Origin of the sequence: Vreelandella janggokensis (genome assembly GCF_031451615.1) — a bacterium.
GTDB classification, from domain to species: Bacteria; Pseudomonadota; Gammaproteobacteria; order Pseudomonadales; family Halomonadaceae; genus Vreelandella; species Vreelandella janggokensis.
The window spans coordinates 415,696-430,988 of sequence record NZ_JARWAJ010000003.1; the positions used below are offsets into that span (position 1 = coordinate 415,696).

The following is a 15,293-nucleotide window of genomic DNA, read 5'->3' on the forward strand; positions in this document are numbered from 1 at the left end:
ACATCGACTGGGGCGCTTAATGATCAAGCGTCTTTACGCTAGCACTTCCGTTTCTGGTGTCCAGTACCACTACGCCCTCTGATTCAGCATCCATCTGGGCAAGCAGTTCGCCACAGCCATTCCAGGCGGCCGACTGCCCAACGCTGATAAAGTCATCGCTAGGCCCGATACAGTTCGCCATGATCACAAGCATATTATGCTGGCTTGCGACCGCTGGATAATGCGTCATTGCCTTGGCGATACCGCCAACCGGTTTAGCAACACTGGCTAAATACATATCGGCAGACAAGTGAGCTGCGCTATCAGCATGATTCATTTGAAGCGACTCGTAGCAGATAGCAGGCACAAGCGTGGAGCCGCTTCTCTCCAATACAAGCTGTTTGCCGCCCGCAACAAAGTAAGGAAGTTCATCGGCGTGCAGCTGTTGTTTCGCGTATAAACGGCGAGCATCACCAGGTGAGAACCACACCATGCCGATACACACACCAGAGCCAATGGAGATTGGCATACCGACGCCGATCAGCATGTTAGTTTGGTCGCTGTGTTCCTGAAACACGTCAAGCCGCTGGTCCGCTATATCCATGGCAAGTGAATCCGCGAGCCGGGGCTCGAACCCCGTGAGCGACAGCTCAGGAAAAAATACCACATCGGCCTGCTGCGAAACGGCAAGCTCGATAAGCTCAAGATGCTTAGCAACGTTGGCTGCCAAATCACCGGCTACTGGTCGTAATTGAGCAGCACACACCTTCATGAAAGGACTCCTGACAAATTACTACCGCTCATCCTACATCTAAGGTGCTTCTCATGCGCCTGCCATGCGTGAACTATTAGCCGTTGCGCTCATGAGCAATAAGTCATCTGTAGATTCTGAATCGATAACAAAGAAGCCAAGGCTTGAATATAAAGAGCGAGCAGCATGATTGTCTCGATAGACACGCAGCGTCACCGTCGAAGCACCTGTTGCTTGCTTGGCCTTTGCTATCAGCTTTTCGCAAAGCAAGCGGCCTGCTCCCTTCCCTCTTGCATCAGGCGAAACAATAATCCTGCCGATATGAACCGCGCCCTGCTTCCCAGGCCAGAATTGGCCAAAACCAATGCAGTGGTTATCGATATCGGATAAACAATAGCTTGAGCACCCTTCAACGGCGAGCAGCTCAGGCAAATTGGCTGCAGCAAAGGGAAACGGCACGGATGGCCCCGCCCAGCGGGAACAGGCTTTCTTATCACTGACCCAAGCCGCGATAGCGTCGTAATCGGTTTGCTTTGGGGTTCGTAGCGTTGTTTGCATACGTCTAACTCTGCTCAGCACGCGTGGCGTTATAGTGAAGGTGAAGCCGCAGCATAAACGCCATCGCCGTGCTTGGCCTGGTTAGCGAAAGACGGCATGCCCACCACTATACCCAGACATCATTTTCCGCCTGGAGCTCTCCGCCAGAATCTCCGGTATTCACCACGCCTCGGGGCTCAATTAGAAGAACATGACACTCACTTTCAGCGAAGGGTCTATGTTCCACCCCTTTGGGCACTACATACATTTCACCCTCGGATAGATGAACAGTACCACCTCGGAGTTCGATGCCCATTGCACCTTTGACGACCAGAAAAACCTCGTCCGTATCTCTATGGTCATGCCACACAAAATCGCCCTGAAACTTTGCCAGCTTGAGCTGATAATCGTTCATTTCAGCGACCACACGTGGCGACCAGTACTCAGAAAACTTTCTGAATTTTTCGGCTAAATTAACTACGTCTGATTGCATTGGTATGCCCCCCCTGTTGTCTCGCTAACTTGGAAGCTCAGCCGCGGCGGAGCCATCGGCTACAGCTTTTGGTTAGCCGCGAATGCTTGAGCGGGCAAGGTACGGAAGGAGGGCCTTCTCTCCATCCTCTCTTGCATCCGCGATTTTTCTGGAGAGTTCGTCATCTTCACCCGGCCGCAAGGAAATACGCTTTTTTGCTTCAATAACCTCTGGGTCGTCAGGAAGCAGCGCTCCATCCTTGGGCTGAAGCAGATCAAGGTACTCGTTAACGATGTTGATCAGGTCGATTGTCAGATAGTTGAACGGCAGAAATGCCTCATAGACTTTCGACCCGAGAAGAACTCGTGCCGACAAGAGCACTGCACGGTATTCGTCGGATACCTTCTCGAAGTCATCAAGACGCTTAGAGTAAGCTTCCCAATCCGCAATTCGCCAACGTTCGGCAGCCGTGGTGTTCTGTACATCTTCAGCCGAAAATACTTTCTGCTCCCGTGGGGATAGCGGCGACCTAAGGCGGCCACATTCTCGCCAAATGCGATGACTAGACCTGACCAGTTCCTTCGCAGCGGTGAAGTGTTCTTTGCCAGCCAACTCTCGCTTCCAGGTGCGCAAACCGGAGATGGCAACGAATGCCGTTGCTAAGGCTGCCAGCGCTAACGTGGAGTCCTTAACTAGCGGGACCCACACTCGAAACTCATCTAGCACATGGACCTCCCAGCTATCGCCTGCAGCAGGCGCGGTTTAGTCGTTGTGACGAAGGAGCAACGACTAAACCGTCGCTCTGCCTGCAATTGTTAGCTCTTTTGCAGCGCCAACGACTCCTTTACTGAATTCTCGCTGACACTCAGCGCTAAACTGGCCGCTTTTGAGCCATTGGCCAGAATAATACTCGACCCAGAATTCCCATCCGGAACCAAGTTCTGCTTTGTTCTTCATTTTTGAATAATCCGATAGGATTCGTCGAAGCTCCTCTGCCTGGATACGGCAGAGCTCTATGTGCGGGAAAATAACCGATGCGCCATGCTCTTTGTGCGATACAAATTTATCGCGGCAGTCCTTAACCTCTCTCCAGAACCGTCTGTATTCAGGCTCGGAAAGGTTCATAGCGGAAAGCATTCTCTGCTTCACAGACTTTGGAGAGAAATCGTTTTCGGAACTGTCTTTGAAAAATTGGCAGAAATGTAGATCGTCTTTCCAATTGCCAAAAAGATGGCACCAAAAAAGGCAGGCAGCCTCCCCAACTGCGTTCTGGACAACCGGCCAAAAGTCTCCTTCATAGCCCGTGCACAATTCAAAATAATGCTCACACTTTATGAGGCGGACGAGGACATTCTCGATATCGTTAATTTTCTCTAGCTGACTCATAGATTGACCATCAAGCTAACACTGATTCTACGCCCAACTGCAAAACCTCAATAAACGCGACGGCGCATTGATTGCGGTTTTGCAGCCACTTCTTTTGACTCTACCCCATTGATTCTTCTTAGAGCAAAGCCAATTTTGGCAACATATTCAGAATTCACGTGCCTGCGAGTTTTACTCGTACTGGATGCAAGCACATCACCCGACAATGCGCATTAGGTCGACGGAGACTCCCTCACACCAGCGCTACGCGCTCCAGTTCTCCACCCAACCACTGCTGTCTTAGCCCACGCTGCTGGTCGAGCAGTAGCGTTAGATACGGCTGTAGTGGATGTGTGGCGGGTAATTGATCGCGGTGGCGTAGCAGGCGTGGGCGGTGTTCGAGCTGTTCAGCGGGGTCGTGGAAAGTGGTGGCCTGCTTGGTGAGCCATGCCAGCGGCGGGAGTAGAAGGTGCGAGGCGCCGCTGGAAAGCGCGATGCTGAGGCCTTTTACATCGAAGTCACCTGCGTAGAGGTGTGGCTTTTGGATTGCGTTCCAGGCGTTGGCGAGTTGCTTGAAGCCCCCGCCGTAGTGGCTATCACCACGATAGACAACCAGCGGATTTGTGTAGCTGCTTAGTGCTGAAATATCCGACGAGAATTCATAGAAGCTGTCCAGATTCTCAACCTGAACCAGCACATCACACTCTTCTAGGTCTATGTCGCGCCAGTCAACGTCGTGTATTGAGCGATGCTTATTAGACAACCATGCGGGCGTAGACGCCGGGATATTGACCAGCACCCGCTGAGCGCGTGGACGTTCGCGATTCCCCTTGTCTTCGTCGAGCCCTTTCTTCGCCTGTTCGGCACTGCTCATACCGCTTAGCAGTCGACCAACAGGTGCCAGCCGTTGGCTATCGAGCACGTCATCAACCTGCTTGATAAGTTCGCGATCAAAACAAAGCGTTTTACCGCTCAACCTTAAGCCAAGCTCAATATTGTGTGCGTCACACCACCTGCAAAACTGTTCCACCCATTGGTTACGCGTTTTTTCCACTCGTGATTGCCTGCGCAGCAAACCTTCCACTTCGCTTAACTTTTTACGCACCTGAGGCGTTAGGTTTTCATCCTCCATACTCACACCGCCAAACTCAGCGCGACGTCATGAATCAACCTCACTTCATTAAACGGGCTGGCCTGACCTTCTTCCTGCTGAATATGGAAGGCGCGCTGTTCGCTGTGCGGTAGCCCCTGGAATTCGGCGATGACCTGGAATAGCCATATCTCGGCGTTCCAGGTCAGTTCGCTGGTGTGTAGGTATTCCAGCGCGCTGATGGGTTGGTCGGGCTCGGTCTTGTCGACCACGTGGAGGTAGAAGGTTTCGACATCCTGCTTGAGCGCTTGCTGGCGGGCGGCGACGTGGTCGCCTGCGCTGCTTTGCGAGGGTCGTGCGGCGCTGACCGATTGCACCGAGTGGGCGGGCGCGGGGATGTCATTAAGCAGCGCGCTTAGCGTGGCGGTTTCTTGGGCGCGGTCCAGTGCTGCGGAGCCGGCGGCGGTGAGCGGTGCGGCGCGGTTGAACAGCGCGGGCACCTCGCTGCGCCGGGCGTAGTTGCCGGGCACAAAGCCGGGGTGTTCGCGCAGGAAGGCGGCCATGCCCGCCACCAGGCGGCTGCGCGACTGCATATGGCGGAAGCGCGCCATCAGCTCGATCAGTCGGTGCTGCACTTCGCGCAGGCTGGTGTAATGCTCGCTTAGCTGCTGCTGTAGCTGGCTGATCAGCAGCTTGCGCAGGGTGCCGTCGCTGCCGACCAGGGCAATCAGCTCGTTGAAGTCGATCAGCGCCAGGCCGTCGAGCAGGCGCACCACCTGCTTTTGCGCGCGGTCGTTCTCGCGCACCTTGTCGTTGAGGCGACTGACAAAGCCAAAGTCGCTGTTGAGCCGCTGCCAGAGGCTGTCGATGGCGTCGGCAAAGCGCCCGCTCATGTCGTCCACCGCCTGGCGCAGGCGCAGAAGCTGCTGCTCCTGCTGCCAGTAGTCACCCCGGTGGCTGGATTCGCGGTAGCTCTCGACCAGGCTGCGAATCAGCTCCAGCGTTTCGGCCACATCGGCGTTGACGTGGCGGCGCGCCTCGTCGGCGACCATTTCAGCGATCAGTTCGCGCACCTTGGGGGTGAGCTTGACGCCGCTCTGCTCGTCGGGCCGCCAGACAATCCGCGCCGCCAGCAGCCTGCGCAGCGCGGTATTGCTTAGCCCTTCCAGCGGCACTTCGTCGTGGGCGTAGCCCTGCATCAGGGATTCGGCGTGGCGCCCCAGCAGCGACAGGCGCTCGACGCCGGTGGTGATCAGGCGGCTTTCCAGCCCCGGTGTATCAGCCTCGCTCACAGCAGCGCCTCCTGGGTGGCCTCGCCCTGCTCGTCGACCGGCAGGTGTTCCTCATCGCGAATAAAGCGCACCAGATCCAGCAGGTAGTCGATCTTGCCGGTGACCAGAAAGACCTGCCGCTCGCCGTGGGGCTGGAGCAGGTAACCGTGCTCTTTCAGGCGCTTGAACACCTGCTTGACCTGGGCGTCCAGCTGGTCGCTCTGGGAGCCGAAAAAGCTGTCGGTGGCCAGGCGTTCGATGCGCTCGCGCAGGCTGGGGTTGTCTTCGCTCTTGGCCTGCAGTTCGCCGGGTTTAAGCACATCGCCGGGGGAAAGCACGCTGTCGCGGCCGAGCGCTTCCTGGACCAGCTGCAGCCACTCGAGCACCGGCAGCAGGCTGTGCAGCGTGTCGCTGAGCTGGCGGGAGAGCTGGTCGCGGGCGCTGTCGTCGAGCTGACGCCAGGCGAGGAAGTAGACACTGGCGTCCGGGTTGCTCGCCAGGCGGCGATTGAGCGGGCGCAAATAGGCGTCGATGGCCTCGCGGGTGTCTTCATCCTCGAGGCGCTGAAAGGCGCTTTCGTCGCTCACCGCGCAGATAAACTCGCCGGCCAGCAGGCGCTCCAGCAGCGGGCCCTGGGGTAGCAAACCATTGGCAAGCGGATTCGTATCGCTCATGCCATCACCTCCTCACTGCGTGCCTTGAGCCGTTCCGATAAGCGGCTGCGATACGGCTCGATACGCTTGAGCCGCCGGACGTCGGGCTGGTCGGCGTCGCGGTCGATCAGGTAGCGGTTGTGGAACAGCAGCAGCACGTCGGACTCCGGGTTGGGGAACGCACCTACGATATGAATGCGGTTGCTGTCGCAGGCGTCGAACAGCTTTTCGACGTTGTGATAGGCCAGGGTGCCGATTTCATCGATCGGCCAGTGAATGGCGATCTCGGCCCGGCCGCGCAGCAGGCGGGTAAACGCCAGCAGGAACTTGCACAGAATCAGGTACGCCATGCCGTGGCTCGAGGACTCGAGCAGTTGGCGGTCGTTCTTGATGACCAGGTCGGTGCCGCCTTCGTTGAGGTGCAGCTCCAGGCGCAGCAGACTTTCAAAGCTGTATTGCTGGTCGCTGCGCAGCAGGTCGACCACATCGGCCAGGGCGTTGAGGTAGTCGTCGCTGGGCAGCATCTGCCCCGATTCGCGCCAGGTCTTGTAGCGCTGGGAGAACAGCTTCAGCGGCTCCCAGAAGCCCAGCTCGTCGATGGTCGACTGGATGCGCACTTCAGCCTTGCTGATGCCCTCCAGGCGAAGGTCGTCGGCTACTTCGTCGGACAGCCGCTTGCTCTGGGCGCTGATTCGCCGGTTGAGGTCGCGGAACACGGTGAAGAACTTGTCCAGGTCGTCGCTCAGGTTGCGCCCCTGCTGGATCAGCTGTTGTTGCTGGTCCTCGAGCAGCTTGAGCATGCCGCCCAGCAGCGGCAGCAGCGCGCGCGGGTCGTCGGGGTCGTTGAGCTTGGCGCGCTCGCTTTCCAGGGCGTCGACAAAGCTGGTGCTCGCGCCCTTGATCAGTTGACTTTCGACCTCCTGGCAGCCCTTGCGCAGCGTGTCGCGCTCCTGGGCGCGGCGTTTGAGGGCCTCGCGGCTACGTGCCAAACGTTCGGTGACATCCCCTGGGGCTTCCTGCCGGGGCGTGGCGTTGGCCGACAGCGGCAGTTCGTCGAGCTGCTTGAGCAGCGGCTTGAGCTCGTTGAGGACCTCCTGAGACGCGCGGCGAGTAGCCTCGAACGCGCTGACGTGGCGCTGGTGGGCGGCCTTGGTGGTGGTGAACGCCTGCTGGTGCTGCTCGCGCTGACGCTTGGCGTCGTCCACTTCACGGCTCAGGCGGCTTTCCTGCTCGACCAGCTCGGGCTTGCGCTGTTCCCAGTCCACGCGCATGAAGCGCGAGTAGGCTTCGAGCTCTTCCTGGCGGGCGGCGGTCTCGCGATTGTGCGCTTCCAGGGTTTTCAGCTTGGCGCGGGTGTCGCGCAGCGTCTCCGGGTCAACGCCCTGTTCTTTAAGCTCTTCATCGAAGGCCTGCTCCAGCTCATAGCACTGGCGTTTGTGCTCGGCCTTCAGCTCGGTGAGTTGCGTTTTGTGCTGCTGAATCTGACCATCGAGGCTATCCAACTGGCTTTGCGCATCGGCCTTGAGCTCGAGAAGTTCGGCCTGGTGAGCCGCCTGACGCTTGTCCAGCGCGTCCTGGCGTTCGTCGCGCAGGGCCTGCTGTTGGGCTTCCTGCTCGGCGAGCAGCGATTGCTGTTCGCTGCGCCGCTGCTGCTGCGCCTCGGCGTGGCGGGCCTGGATCTGGCGGCGCGCTTCCTGGGCGTAGTCGACCTCTTCATCGGCGCGTTTGACGGCCAACTGCGCCTGGCTTAACACATCGTCGGCCTCACCCACCCGCTCGTTCGCCCGCTTGAGGGCCTTTTCGGCGCGCTCTACTTCGGCCTCGGCGCGCAACACTTCGGCTTCGGCGGCGTCGATGGCGGCCAGCAGGCTGGCTTCGTCCTGGGCGTAGTCGGGCGGCTCGATGGCGTGGGTATCCACCACCAGGCCAAACAGGTCGTCCCCGGCGGGCTCGGCAAGCGCCGGCGCCAGATCGCGGCGCTCCAGCAGTTCGGGGGCGATCACCTTGCCCAGGCGCTGCTCCCAGCCGGGCAGGTGGTAGCGCAGGAAGTGGCGCAGCGTGCCTTGACTTGGGTCGCGCTGCTGGTGCAGGGCCTGGTTGTCCTGCTGACGGCGGGAAAGCACCCGGCGCGCCTCGGCGTGGGTCTGCTCGGCTTCGTCCCGCTCGCGCTTGAGGCTTTCGACTTCGCGGCGCTGGCTCTCGCGCTGGCTGTTGGCGGCACTGCGTTCGCTCTGGGCCTGGTCCAACCGCGCCTGGGCCAGCGCGGCCTCTTCGCTTTCTTCGGGCGTGGCGCCATTGTGCTCGAGCGCCGCTTTCAGCGAGGCCAGCTGCTCGACGCCCTGGGCCAGGCGTGCCTGGTAATCGGCCTCCAGCGTCTGGCGTTGCTCGTGGTAGCGGGCTTCCAACTGGCGCTGGGCTTCCCACTGGGCTTCCTGGCGCTCGGCTTTTTCGTCGTGCAGGGCGTCGACCAGGGCCTGAATTTCGTCGCGTTGGCGGGCCAGCGCTTCGCCAAGTTCGCGCAGGCGCTCTTCCTTGCGGGCCTGGCTGGCCTGCACCGCGTCCTGCAGCGTGCGCAGGTGACTGGTGAGCTGGTCGAACTGCTCGCGCTTTTGCGGCAGCGCGTTGAGGTCGCGCTGAAGCGCCGGCATGTCGGCGGTTTCGAAGGCCTCAAAGCGCTGCTGAAGATCGCTCAGCTCGCGCTGGGTCTGCTTCAGCTCGCTCTCGCGCTCGCTCAGTTGGTCGTTGAGTTGGTCGCGGGCTGCCTCGTAGGCGCTTTGCTCGGCTTCGAAGACGCGCTGCTGCTCGGCCATGGTGGCTTCGGCATCGGCCAGACTGCGCTCGGTGCTGTTCTGATCGGCCTCCAACTGCGGCTTGAGCTGCCACAACGAGGTCTCCAGGTGCTCGAGCTCGCGGTCCACCTCATGCAGCTTGGTGAGCGAGCGCTGCAGCGGCTCGAGACGCATGGATTGGCGCATCTGGGCGATCCACTCGCGCGCTTTGGCGCTGCGGATACGCGTCACCGGCAGCTCGACGCCGTCTTCTTCGAAAATCGCTGCCAGCATGGTCTTGAGGGTGTCCATCTTGCCCTCTTTGGCGTGCACCGCCGAGACCAGCTTTTCGATGTGGCGAATGCGATGCTCGGACTTGACCAGGCTGAACTTGGCCGCCATCTGGCGCAGCTTGAGGGCGTCCTTGCGGTTGCCGTGCATGGCAAGGCCCGGCGTGGGCGTGAAGTCGTTCTGGATCACCGCGCGGTATTCGGAGGTCGCGGAGAGCTTGGGCGACACCTCGATGGATTCGCGACGCAGGCCGCTGGCCCACTGGCTGTAGGGTATCGCCAGCGGGCCCTGGTCGGTTTCCATCAGGTAATCTTCGGGCCGATAAGGCGAGGCCACAAAGCGGTATTCCACCCCGCCGCTGGCGCTGCGCGTGAGCACCGCCTGACAGACGTCGCCCGCTTCGCGGCGGTATTCATACACCAGATAACTATTGCTGGAAGGCAGATAGAAGGCGTCAAACTTCATGCGGGTTTTAGGGACTACCTTGTTAGGTAGCTCGCCGTAAAACACCGGGACCAGCCGCTGGAGCGTGGTTTTACCCGAGGCGTTGGTGCCGCAAATATTGGTGTGGCCATCCACACTCAGTTCGACCACCCCTTCCAGGTGGCCGTGAATCATCACGATGCGTAGCAGGTGGGCCATGCCGTGTCCTTTCGTTTGCTATCCGGATCGTTTGCTGATCGCTGAAAGTGGCTATAGTGCCAGACACCTTGATGGCTTGTCTTATTGATTACGCCTTGGCAAGCAGCCCCTCAAAGAAACTCACCGCGTTAGCTTCCAGGCCTTCCAAGTAGTAACCGCCCTCCTGTATGACCAGCGTGGGCAGGTTCAGGCCCGCTACCGTGCAGCCAAGCTTGGCAAAACCCGGCGTGGAGACGGCGACCTTGGCCTGCGGGTCACGCTCGTCGATATCAAACCCCAGCGCCAGCACGATCGCGTCTGGCTCAAACAGACGAATGGCCTGGCAAGCTTGCTCCAGGCGGTCGAAAAATACCGACTCCGGAGAGCCATGGGTCATGGGCAGGTTGATGTTGTAACCCAGCCCAGCGCCCTGCCCGCGCTCGTCTTCAAAGCCGGTCACCGCTGGATAAAAGTTGGTGGTATCGCCGTGGATCGAGATATACAGCACATCGTCGCGCTGGTAGAAAATTTCCTGAACGCCCTGCCCGTGGTGCATATCGGGGTCCAACACCACGATGCGCGGGTAGTGCGACGTCAGATGTTGAGCGGCAATCGCCGTGTTATTGAGGAAACAAAAGCCACCGGCGGTTTCGATACCCGCATGGTGGCCCGGCGGGCGCGATATTGCATAGGCAAACCGCTCGCCGTTAAGCAGGGCCTCGGCACCCGCGACCGCGCTTTGCGCTGACCAGTAGGCCGCCTGCCAGGTATGCTGACCCACCGGCGCGCTGCCGTCGGCCAGGTAGCGCGCGGCTTCAGCCAGTATGCCGCGCAGGGCGTTGGGCGAACGCACAAAGATGTTGGAGATCACTTCGTCTCCCCAATCTTCGCCAAGGGCATGCCAGCGCTGGTAGGCACTTTCGAGAAAGCGTAGGTACGCCAGCGAATGCACCGCACGCAGCGGCGCCACGCCATAATCGGCAGGTGCCTGCACCTCAAAGCTCAACTGCTTGGCCGCCGCCAGCAGATGCGTGGCGCGTTCGGGGACTTCCTGGGGCGTGCGCATTTTCCCACGGGAGAAATAGGTTTGCGGCTGATGAAACATTTGGTCATCGTGAAAGAATGTCTTCATCCCTTACTCCCCCGTTTCACCTACGCCCTTCACCACAAAGTCGCGGGCCACTCCGATGTGATAATCAATCGCTTCGCGACAGGCCTCGGGGCGGCCGCTATCCAGCGCATCAAGCAGTTTGAAATGGCTGGTGGCAATGGTCTCGGGGGCTTCATGGGTCTTGGTGATCAAGGTAATGCATAGGCGCAGTTCATGGCTCAGGTCATTAAAGGCGCGCAGCAGCCGCTCATTGCCGGCGTAGTGCAACATCAAGCGGTGAAATTGCAGATCTTCTTCAATCCGGCGAGTGCCGTCATTGCCTTCGGCCGCTTTACATAGCACCTCTACTTGCTGCTTGAGTGCGCGCTGGGCCTCGGGCGTATAGCGCTCGGCCAGACGCTGAATCGCGTGGCGCTCAAGGCACAGCCGCAAATCGAACACGTCTTCGAGTTCAACGGCATTCAACGCGCGCACAAAGAAACCCCGCCGGGGTTTCGAGATCAGCAAACCGCGACTTTCAAGCAAACGCGCGGCCTCACGAACCGGCGCGCGGCTGACACCCAGGTCGCGGGAGAGCTGCACTTCAGAAAGTCGCTCGCCGGGTAAAAAATTTTGCTGAATAATGGCTTGGGTTAAATAGTCAGCCACCTGCTCGACGAGGTTCTGCTGCTGGATAAAGGCCCTGGGAGGCGCGGTTGATAAGGCCATAAAGTTCACTCATGGAGGGTATGCGTTCCCTTAAGTATGGCGAAAAATAACGCCTTGTCGACGAACGATTGCCGACTGTCGACAGTTTTTCAAAGCGCTGCTATGTTCAAAAAGACCCTATATTCAATAACGCCCTAAAAATATGACAACAGGGCTAATGGGATCACGCCTCGCTCGCCTAACGACTACGTAAACCCATTACGTGCTAATAACCGAGGAGCAGGAAAAATGAAAACACCCTTAGCGTTGGCTATTTCCGCTGCAGCACTCGCCTTTTCGTCGGCTACCCTGGCCGAGGACCCCAAGCAAGGGGGAACCGTCGACACGATAGTTCAACCCGAGCCTCCGGGTCTGGTGCTGGGTATGGTGCAAAATGCCCCGACCCGCACCGTGTCAGGCAATATCTACGAAGGACTTTTGCGCTATACCACTGACCTTGAACCCATGCCTCAGTTGGCAGAGTCGTGGGAAGTCAGCGACGATGGCCGCACCTACACCTTCCGCCTTCGCGACGACGTTACCTGGCACGATGGCGAAGCCTTCACCGCAGAGGATGTGGTGTTTTCCGCCGATGTTTTCCACCGTGAACTCAACCCCAGTGCACGCGCCGTGCTGGAACATGTGGAAAGCATCGAAGCCATCGACGAGCATACAGTGGAGTTTAGCCTGACCCAGCCTTTCGGGCCGTTTTTGCTCTCTTTCGAAGCAGGCACCTTCACCATGGTGCCGGAGCACCTCTACGCGGGCACTGAATTCCGCGATAACGAGCACAATGATCACCCGATTGGTACCGGCCCGTTCAAGTTCTCTAACTGGGAACGCGGAACGGTGATCGAGCTGGTTAAAAACGAAGACTATTACGAAGACGGCCTACCCTATCTGGACGGCATTAATTGGCACATTATCCCCGATGGCGCGTCCCGGGCGGTGGCCTTTGAGAATGGCACCATTGATGTACTGCCCAGCGGCACGGTGGAAAATTTCGACATTCCCCGCCTGGCGAAAATGGATAACGTGTGCATGACCGAAGAAGGTCATGAATACTTCAGCCCCTTCGCCATGCTTTGGATGAACAATCGTGAAGGCCCCACCTCCGACAAGCGTTTCCGTCAGGCGGTGATGTACGCCATGGATCGCGAGTTCGCCCGCGATGTGCTGTGGAACGGCCTGGGCCAGGTACCGCTCTCCGCCTTTGGCTCTAACGCGCGCTTCCAGAATGATGACCTGGAGCCTTACGATCACGACCCGGACCACGCCCGCGAGCTGCTGGACGAAATGGGCTACGACGGTGAAGAGATCACCATTCTGCCGCTGCCTTACGGCGAAACCTGGACGCGCTGGGCCGAAGCCGTGCAGCAGAACCTGCGCGAGGTAGGTATTAACGTAGAAACCCAAGCCACCGATGTGGGCGGCTGGAACCAGCGCCTGGGTGATTGGGATTATGACCTCGCCTTTACCTACCTCTACCAGTACGGCGACCCGGCCTTGGGTATTTCACGCACCTACCTTTCCGACAATATCGCTAAGGGCTCGCCCTGGAATAACGTCGAAGGCTACGAAAACGAACGCGTTGACGAGCTGTTTAACGAGGCCGCTACTGCCTATCCCGACGAAGAGCGCGAAAAGCTTTACCGCGAAGTGCAAGAGATCCTACATGAAGATGTGCCCGTTGGCTGGCTGATGGAGCTGGGCTTCCCGACGCTTTACCGCTGCGATGTGAAAAACCTGGTCACCTCCGGCGTGGGGGTTAACGACGGCTTTAAGGATGCTTGGCTAGACCGCTAGGCCTAAAGCCCTACCCAGGCGGCCTGCGCCGCCTGGGTATTTCAGCCACGTCAGGAAGGTATTTATGGTTTACGCTCGCCTCATCCTCATGCGGCTACTGAAAGCCGTGGTTGTACTGTTTTTAATCGTTATTTTCAATTTTCTACTGATTCAGCTGGCCCCCGGTGATCCTGCCGCGATTCTGGCGGGTCAAGCGGGGGCCGCTGATCAGGAGTTTTTAAACCAATTGCGCGAGCGCTTCGGCCTCGACCAGCCGATGTATGTTCAGCTATGGCGCTACGTATCGGGCATCGCCATGCTTGATTTCGGCTACTCCTACCGCTTGGGCGTTCCGGTATTTGACCTGATCATGGATCGCTTGCCCGCCACCCTACTGCTCACCGGCACGGCCTTTGTGTTGTCGTTGGTACTGGGCATTGTGGCCGGTTCGATGGCCGCGGCACGGGTCAAAAAGCCCTCAGGCTCACTGATTATGGCGCTCGCGCTGGTGTTCTACGCCACGCCGCTGTTCTGGGTGGCGCTGATGTCGGTGGTGGTCTTTTCGGTGTATCTCGGCTGGCTGCCCGCTTATGGTATGTACACCGTGGGAGCAGGCCATACGGGGATTGCGCTGGCGCTGGATATCGCCAAGCACCTAGTGCTACCGGCCACCACGTTAGCACTGTTCTTTATGGCCATTTACACCCGCATGACGCGCACCTCCATGCTGGACGCCGCCCAGCAGGATTACGTCAAAACCGCCCGGGCCAAAGGCTTAAAACCCGGCGTTATTCAGCGCCGCCATGTACTACGCAACGCGCTATTGCCGATTATCACGCTGGCCGGCCTCCAAGCGGGGCAAATGGTTGGCGGAGCGATTCTGACCGAGACCGTCTTTGCCTGGCCCGGTATCGGCCGCTTGATGTTTGAAGCGCTTGAGCAGCGCGACTACAACCTGCTGCTGGGCATTTTCTTCTTCTCGGCGGCGCTGGTGATTGTCTTCAACATCATTACTGATCTGGTTTATCGCTTGGCGGATCCGCGCATCAAGGGGGCCTCATGAGCTTTTTCGCACGCTTTGCGCAAAACCGTGGCGCGCTGGTGGGGTTCATCATCCTGATGGTGATTATTGCCATGGCGATACTCGCCCCGCTGCTGTTCCCCGAATCGCCCTGGCGCATGGTCCAGCGGCCGTTCCTGCCGCCACTCTCACAGGAAGGCTTCCCGCTGGGAACCGATACCATGGGCCGTAACGTAGCGTCGGGCCTGATGCACGGCGCCTGGGTGTCGCTGCTCATCGGGCTGGTCTCTACCTGTGTAGCGCTATTGATTGGTGTACCGCTAGGCGCCATTGCCGGTTACTACGGTGGCATCATTGACGATGTGCTCATGCGCTTTACCGAGTTTTTCCAGACGATCCCCAACTTCGCGCTGGCGATTGTGCTGGTGGCCATCATGCAGCCCAGTGTCACCTCGATCGTGCTCGCTATTGCGATTGTCAGTTGGCCCCCGGTAGCGCGCTTGGTGCGTGCCGAATTCATGTCGCTGCGCAACCGCGAATATGTCGAAGCCGCGCGCCTGGTCGGCCAGTCCAACAGCACGATCATTCTGCGCCAGATACTGCCCAACACGCTGTCGCCGATTATCGTGCTGGCATCACTAATGGTGGCAACCGCCATACTGCTGGAGTCCGCGCTGTCGTTTCTCGGCCTGGGCGACCCCAATGTGATGTCATGGGGCTACATGATTGGCGCGGCGCGCACGGTAATCCGCCAAGCGTGGTGGCTGAGTTTCTTCCCTGGCGTGGCGATTCTGCTCACGGTACTCGCGCTAAACCTCGTCGGTGAAGGATTAGACGATGCCTTGAACCCCAAACTGTCCCGCGAGCGCTAGGCGTTTGTTATGGCTGGAG

The 15,293-nt window shown here is 59.0% G+C and carries 14 protein-coding genes; 3 read left to right on the forward strand and 11 right to left on the reverse strand.

The window, feature by feature from the left end; translation table 11 throughout:
• Positions 1 to 16 precede the first annotated feature (16 nt).
• The 11 genes from QC816_RS11580 to QC816_RS11630 form a co-directional block, all read right to left on the reverse strand.
• Positions 17 to 751, reverse strand: a complete 735-nt coding sequence (locus QC816_RS11580) for a carbon-nitrogen hydrolase family protein (RefSeq protein WP_309782322.1) — start codon at positions 749 to 751, stop codon at positions 17 to 19.
• Positions 752 to 802: 51 nt separating this feature from the next.
• The gene (locus QC816_RS11585) at positions 803 to 1,288 is read right to left on the reverse strand and encodes a GNAT family N-acetyltransferase (RefSeq protein ID WP_309782323.1); all 486 of its coding nucleotides are present in this window, start codon (positions 1,286 to 1,288) and stop codon (positions 803 to 805) included.
• 106 nt (positions 1,289 to 1,394) lie between these two features.
• Positions 1,395 to 1,760, reverse strand: a complete 366-nt coding sequence (locus QC816_RS11590; protein WP_199284664.1) for a cupin domain-containing protein — start codon at positions 1,758 to 1,760, stop codon at positions 1,395 to 1,397.
• 72 nt (positions 1,761 to 1,832) lie between these two features.
• Positions 1,833 to 2,465, reverse strand: a complete 633-nt coding sequence (locus QC816_RS11595) for a hypothetical protein (protein WP_309782326.1) — start codon at positions 2,463 to 2,465, stop codon at positions 1,833 to 1,835.
• A gap of 63 nt (positions 2,466 to 2,528) precedes the next feature.
• Positions 2,529 to 3,125 carry a hypothetical protein gene (locus QC816_RS11600; protein ID WP_309782328.1) on the reverse strand — a complete coding sequence of 199 codons (597 nt, stop codon included), beginning with the start codon at positions 3,123 to 3,125 and terminating at the stop codon, positions 2,529 to 2,531.
• A 232-nt stretch (positions 3,126 to 3,357) separates the two neighbouring features.
• On the reverse strand, positions 3,358 to 4,236 hold the full coding sequence (locus QC816_RS11605; RefSeq protein ID WP_309782329.1) for a DUF7281 domain-containing protein: 879 nt from the start codon (positions 4,234 to 4,236) through the stop codon (positions 3,358 to 3,360).
• Between the two features lie 2 nt (positions 4,237 to 4,238).
• Positions 4,239 to 5,486 (reverse strand): hypothetical protein, encoded by a 1,248-nt coding sequence (locus QC816_RS11610; protein ID WP_309782331.1) that lies wholly within the window; start codon positions 5,484 to 5,486, stop codon positions 4,239 to 4,241.
• Positions 5,483 to 6,109 carry a condensin complex protein MksE gene (locus QC816_RS11615; protein WP_309782409.1) on the reverse strand — a complete coding sequence of 209 codons (627 nt, stop codon included), beginning with the start codon at positions 6,107 to 6,109 and terminating at the stop codon, positions 5,483 to 5,485. The genes QC816_RS11610 and QC816_RS11615 overlap by 4 nt, the downstream gene beginning before the upstream one ends.
• Before the next feature lie 26 nt (positions 6,110 to 6,135).
• The gene (locus QC816_RS11620) at positions 6,136 to 9,819 is read right to left on the reverse strand and encodes an ATP-binding protein (protein ID WP_309782335.1); all 3,684 of its coding nucleotides are present in this window, start codon (positions 9,817 to 9,819) and stop codon (positions 6,136 to 6,138) included.
• Between the two features lie 88 nt (positions 9,820 to 9,907).
• Positions 9,908 to 10,930, reverse strand: coding sequence for a histone deacetylase family protein (locus tag QC816_RS11625; protein ID WP_309782336.1), 1,023 nt, complete (start codon positions 10,928 to 10,930; stop codon positions 9,908 to 9,910).
• A 3-nt stretch (positions 10,931 to 10,933) separates the two neighbouring features.
• Entirely contained in the window at positions 10,934 to 11,617 is a 684-nt protein-coding gene (locus QC816_RS11630; RefSeq protein WP_309782338.1) for a GntR family transcriptional regulator, read from the reverse strand.
• 228 nt (positions 11,618 to 11,845) lie between these two features.
• Between QC816_RS11630 and QC816_RS11635 the strand changes: the two genes are divergently transcribed.
• From QC816_RS11635 to QC816_RS11645, 3 genes are all read left to right on the forward strand, one after another.
• Positions 11,846 to 13,402, forward strand: a complete 1,557-nt coding sequence (locus tag QC816_RS11635; RefSeq protein WP_309782341.1) for an ABC transporter substrate-binding protein — start codon at positions 11,846 to 11,848, stop codon at positions 13,400 to 13,402.
• 64 nt (positions 13,403 to 13,466) lie between these two features.
• Complete coding sequence (locus tag QC816_RS11640) at positions 13,467 to 14,444, forward strand: ABC transporter permease (protein ID WP_309782343.1); 978 nt, start codon at positions 13,467 to 13,469, stop codon at positions 14,442 to 14,444.
• The gene (locus QC816_RS11645; RefSeq protein WP_309782347.1) at positions 14,441 to 15,274 is read left to right on the forward strand and encodes an ABC transporter permease; all 834 of its coding nucleotides are present in this window, start codon (positions 14,441 to 14,443) and stop codon (positions 15,272 to 15,274) included. Before QC816_RS11640 ends, QC816_RS11645 begins: the two co-directional genes overlap by 4 nt.
• Positions 15,275 to 15,293 lie beyond the last annotated feature (19 nt).

What these genes read in the sequence shown, in the direction of transcription:
- QC816_RS11580 (WP_309782322.1), bottom strand. Translation starts at nt 751, where the DNA reads ATGAAGGTGTGTGCTGCTCAATTACGACCAGTAGCCGGTGATTTGGCA.
- QC816_RS11635 (WP_309782341.1), top strand. Translation starts at nt 11,846, where the DNA reads ATGAAAACACCCTTAGCGTTGGCTATTTCCGCTGCAGCACTCGCCTTT.
- QC816_RS11620 (WP_309782335.1), bottom strand. Translation starts at nt 9,819, where the DNA reads ATGGCCCACCTGCTACGCATCGTGATGATTCACGGCCACCTGGAAGGG.
- QC816_RS11600 (WP_309782328.1), bottom strand. Translation starts at nt 3,125, where the DNA reads ATGAGTCAGCTAGAGAAAATTAACGATATCGAGAATGTCCTCGTCCGC.
- QC816_RS11605 (WP_309782329.1), bottom strand. Translation starts at nt 4,236, where the DNA reads ATGGAGGATGAAAACCTAACGCCTCAGGTGCGTAAAAAGTTAAGCGAA.
- QC816_RS11640 (WP_309782343.1), top strand. Translation starts at nt 13,467, where the DNA reads ATGGTTTACGCTCGCCTCATCCTCATGCGGCTACTGAAAGCCGTGGTT.
- QC816_RS11645 (WP_309782347.1), top strand. Translation starts at nt 14,441, where the DNA reads ATGAGCTTTTTCGCACGCTTTGCGCAAAACCGTGGCGCGCTGGTGGGG.
- QC816_RS11625 (WP_309782336.1), bottom strand. Translation starts at nt 10,930, where the DNA reads ATGAAGACATTCTTTCACGATGACCAAATGTTTCATCAGCCGCAAACC.
- QC816_RS11585 (WP_309782323.1), bottom strand. Translation starts at nt 1,288, where the DNA reads ATGCAAACAACGCTACGAACCCCAAAGCAAACCGATTACGACGCTATC.
- QC816_RS11590 (WP_199284664.1), bottom strand. Translation starts at nt 1,760, where the DNA reads ATGCAATCAGACGTAGTTAATTTAGCCGAAAAATTCAGAAAGTTTTCT.
- QC816_RS11630 (WP_309782338.1), bottom strand. Translation starts at nt 11,617, where the DNA reads ATGGCCTTATCAACCGCGCCTCCCAGGGCCTTTATCCAGCAGCAGAAC.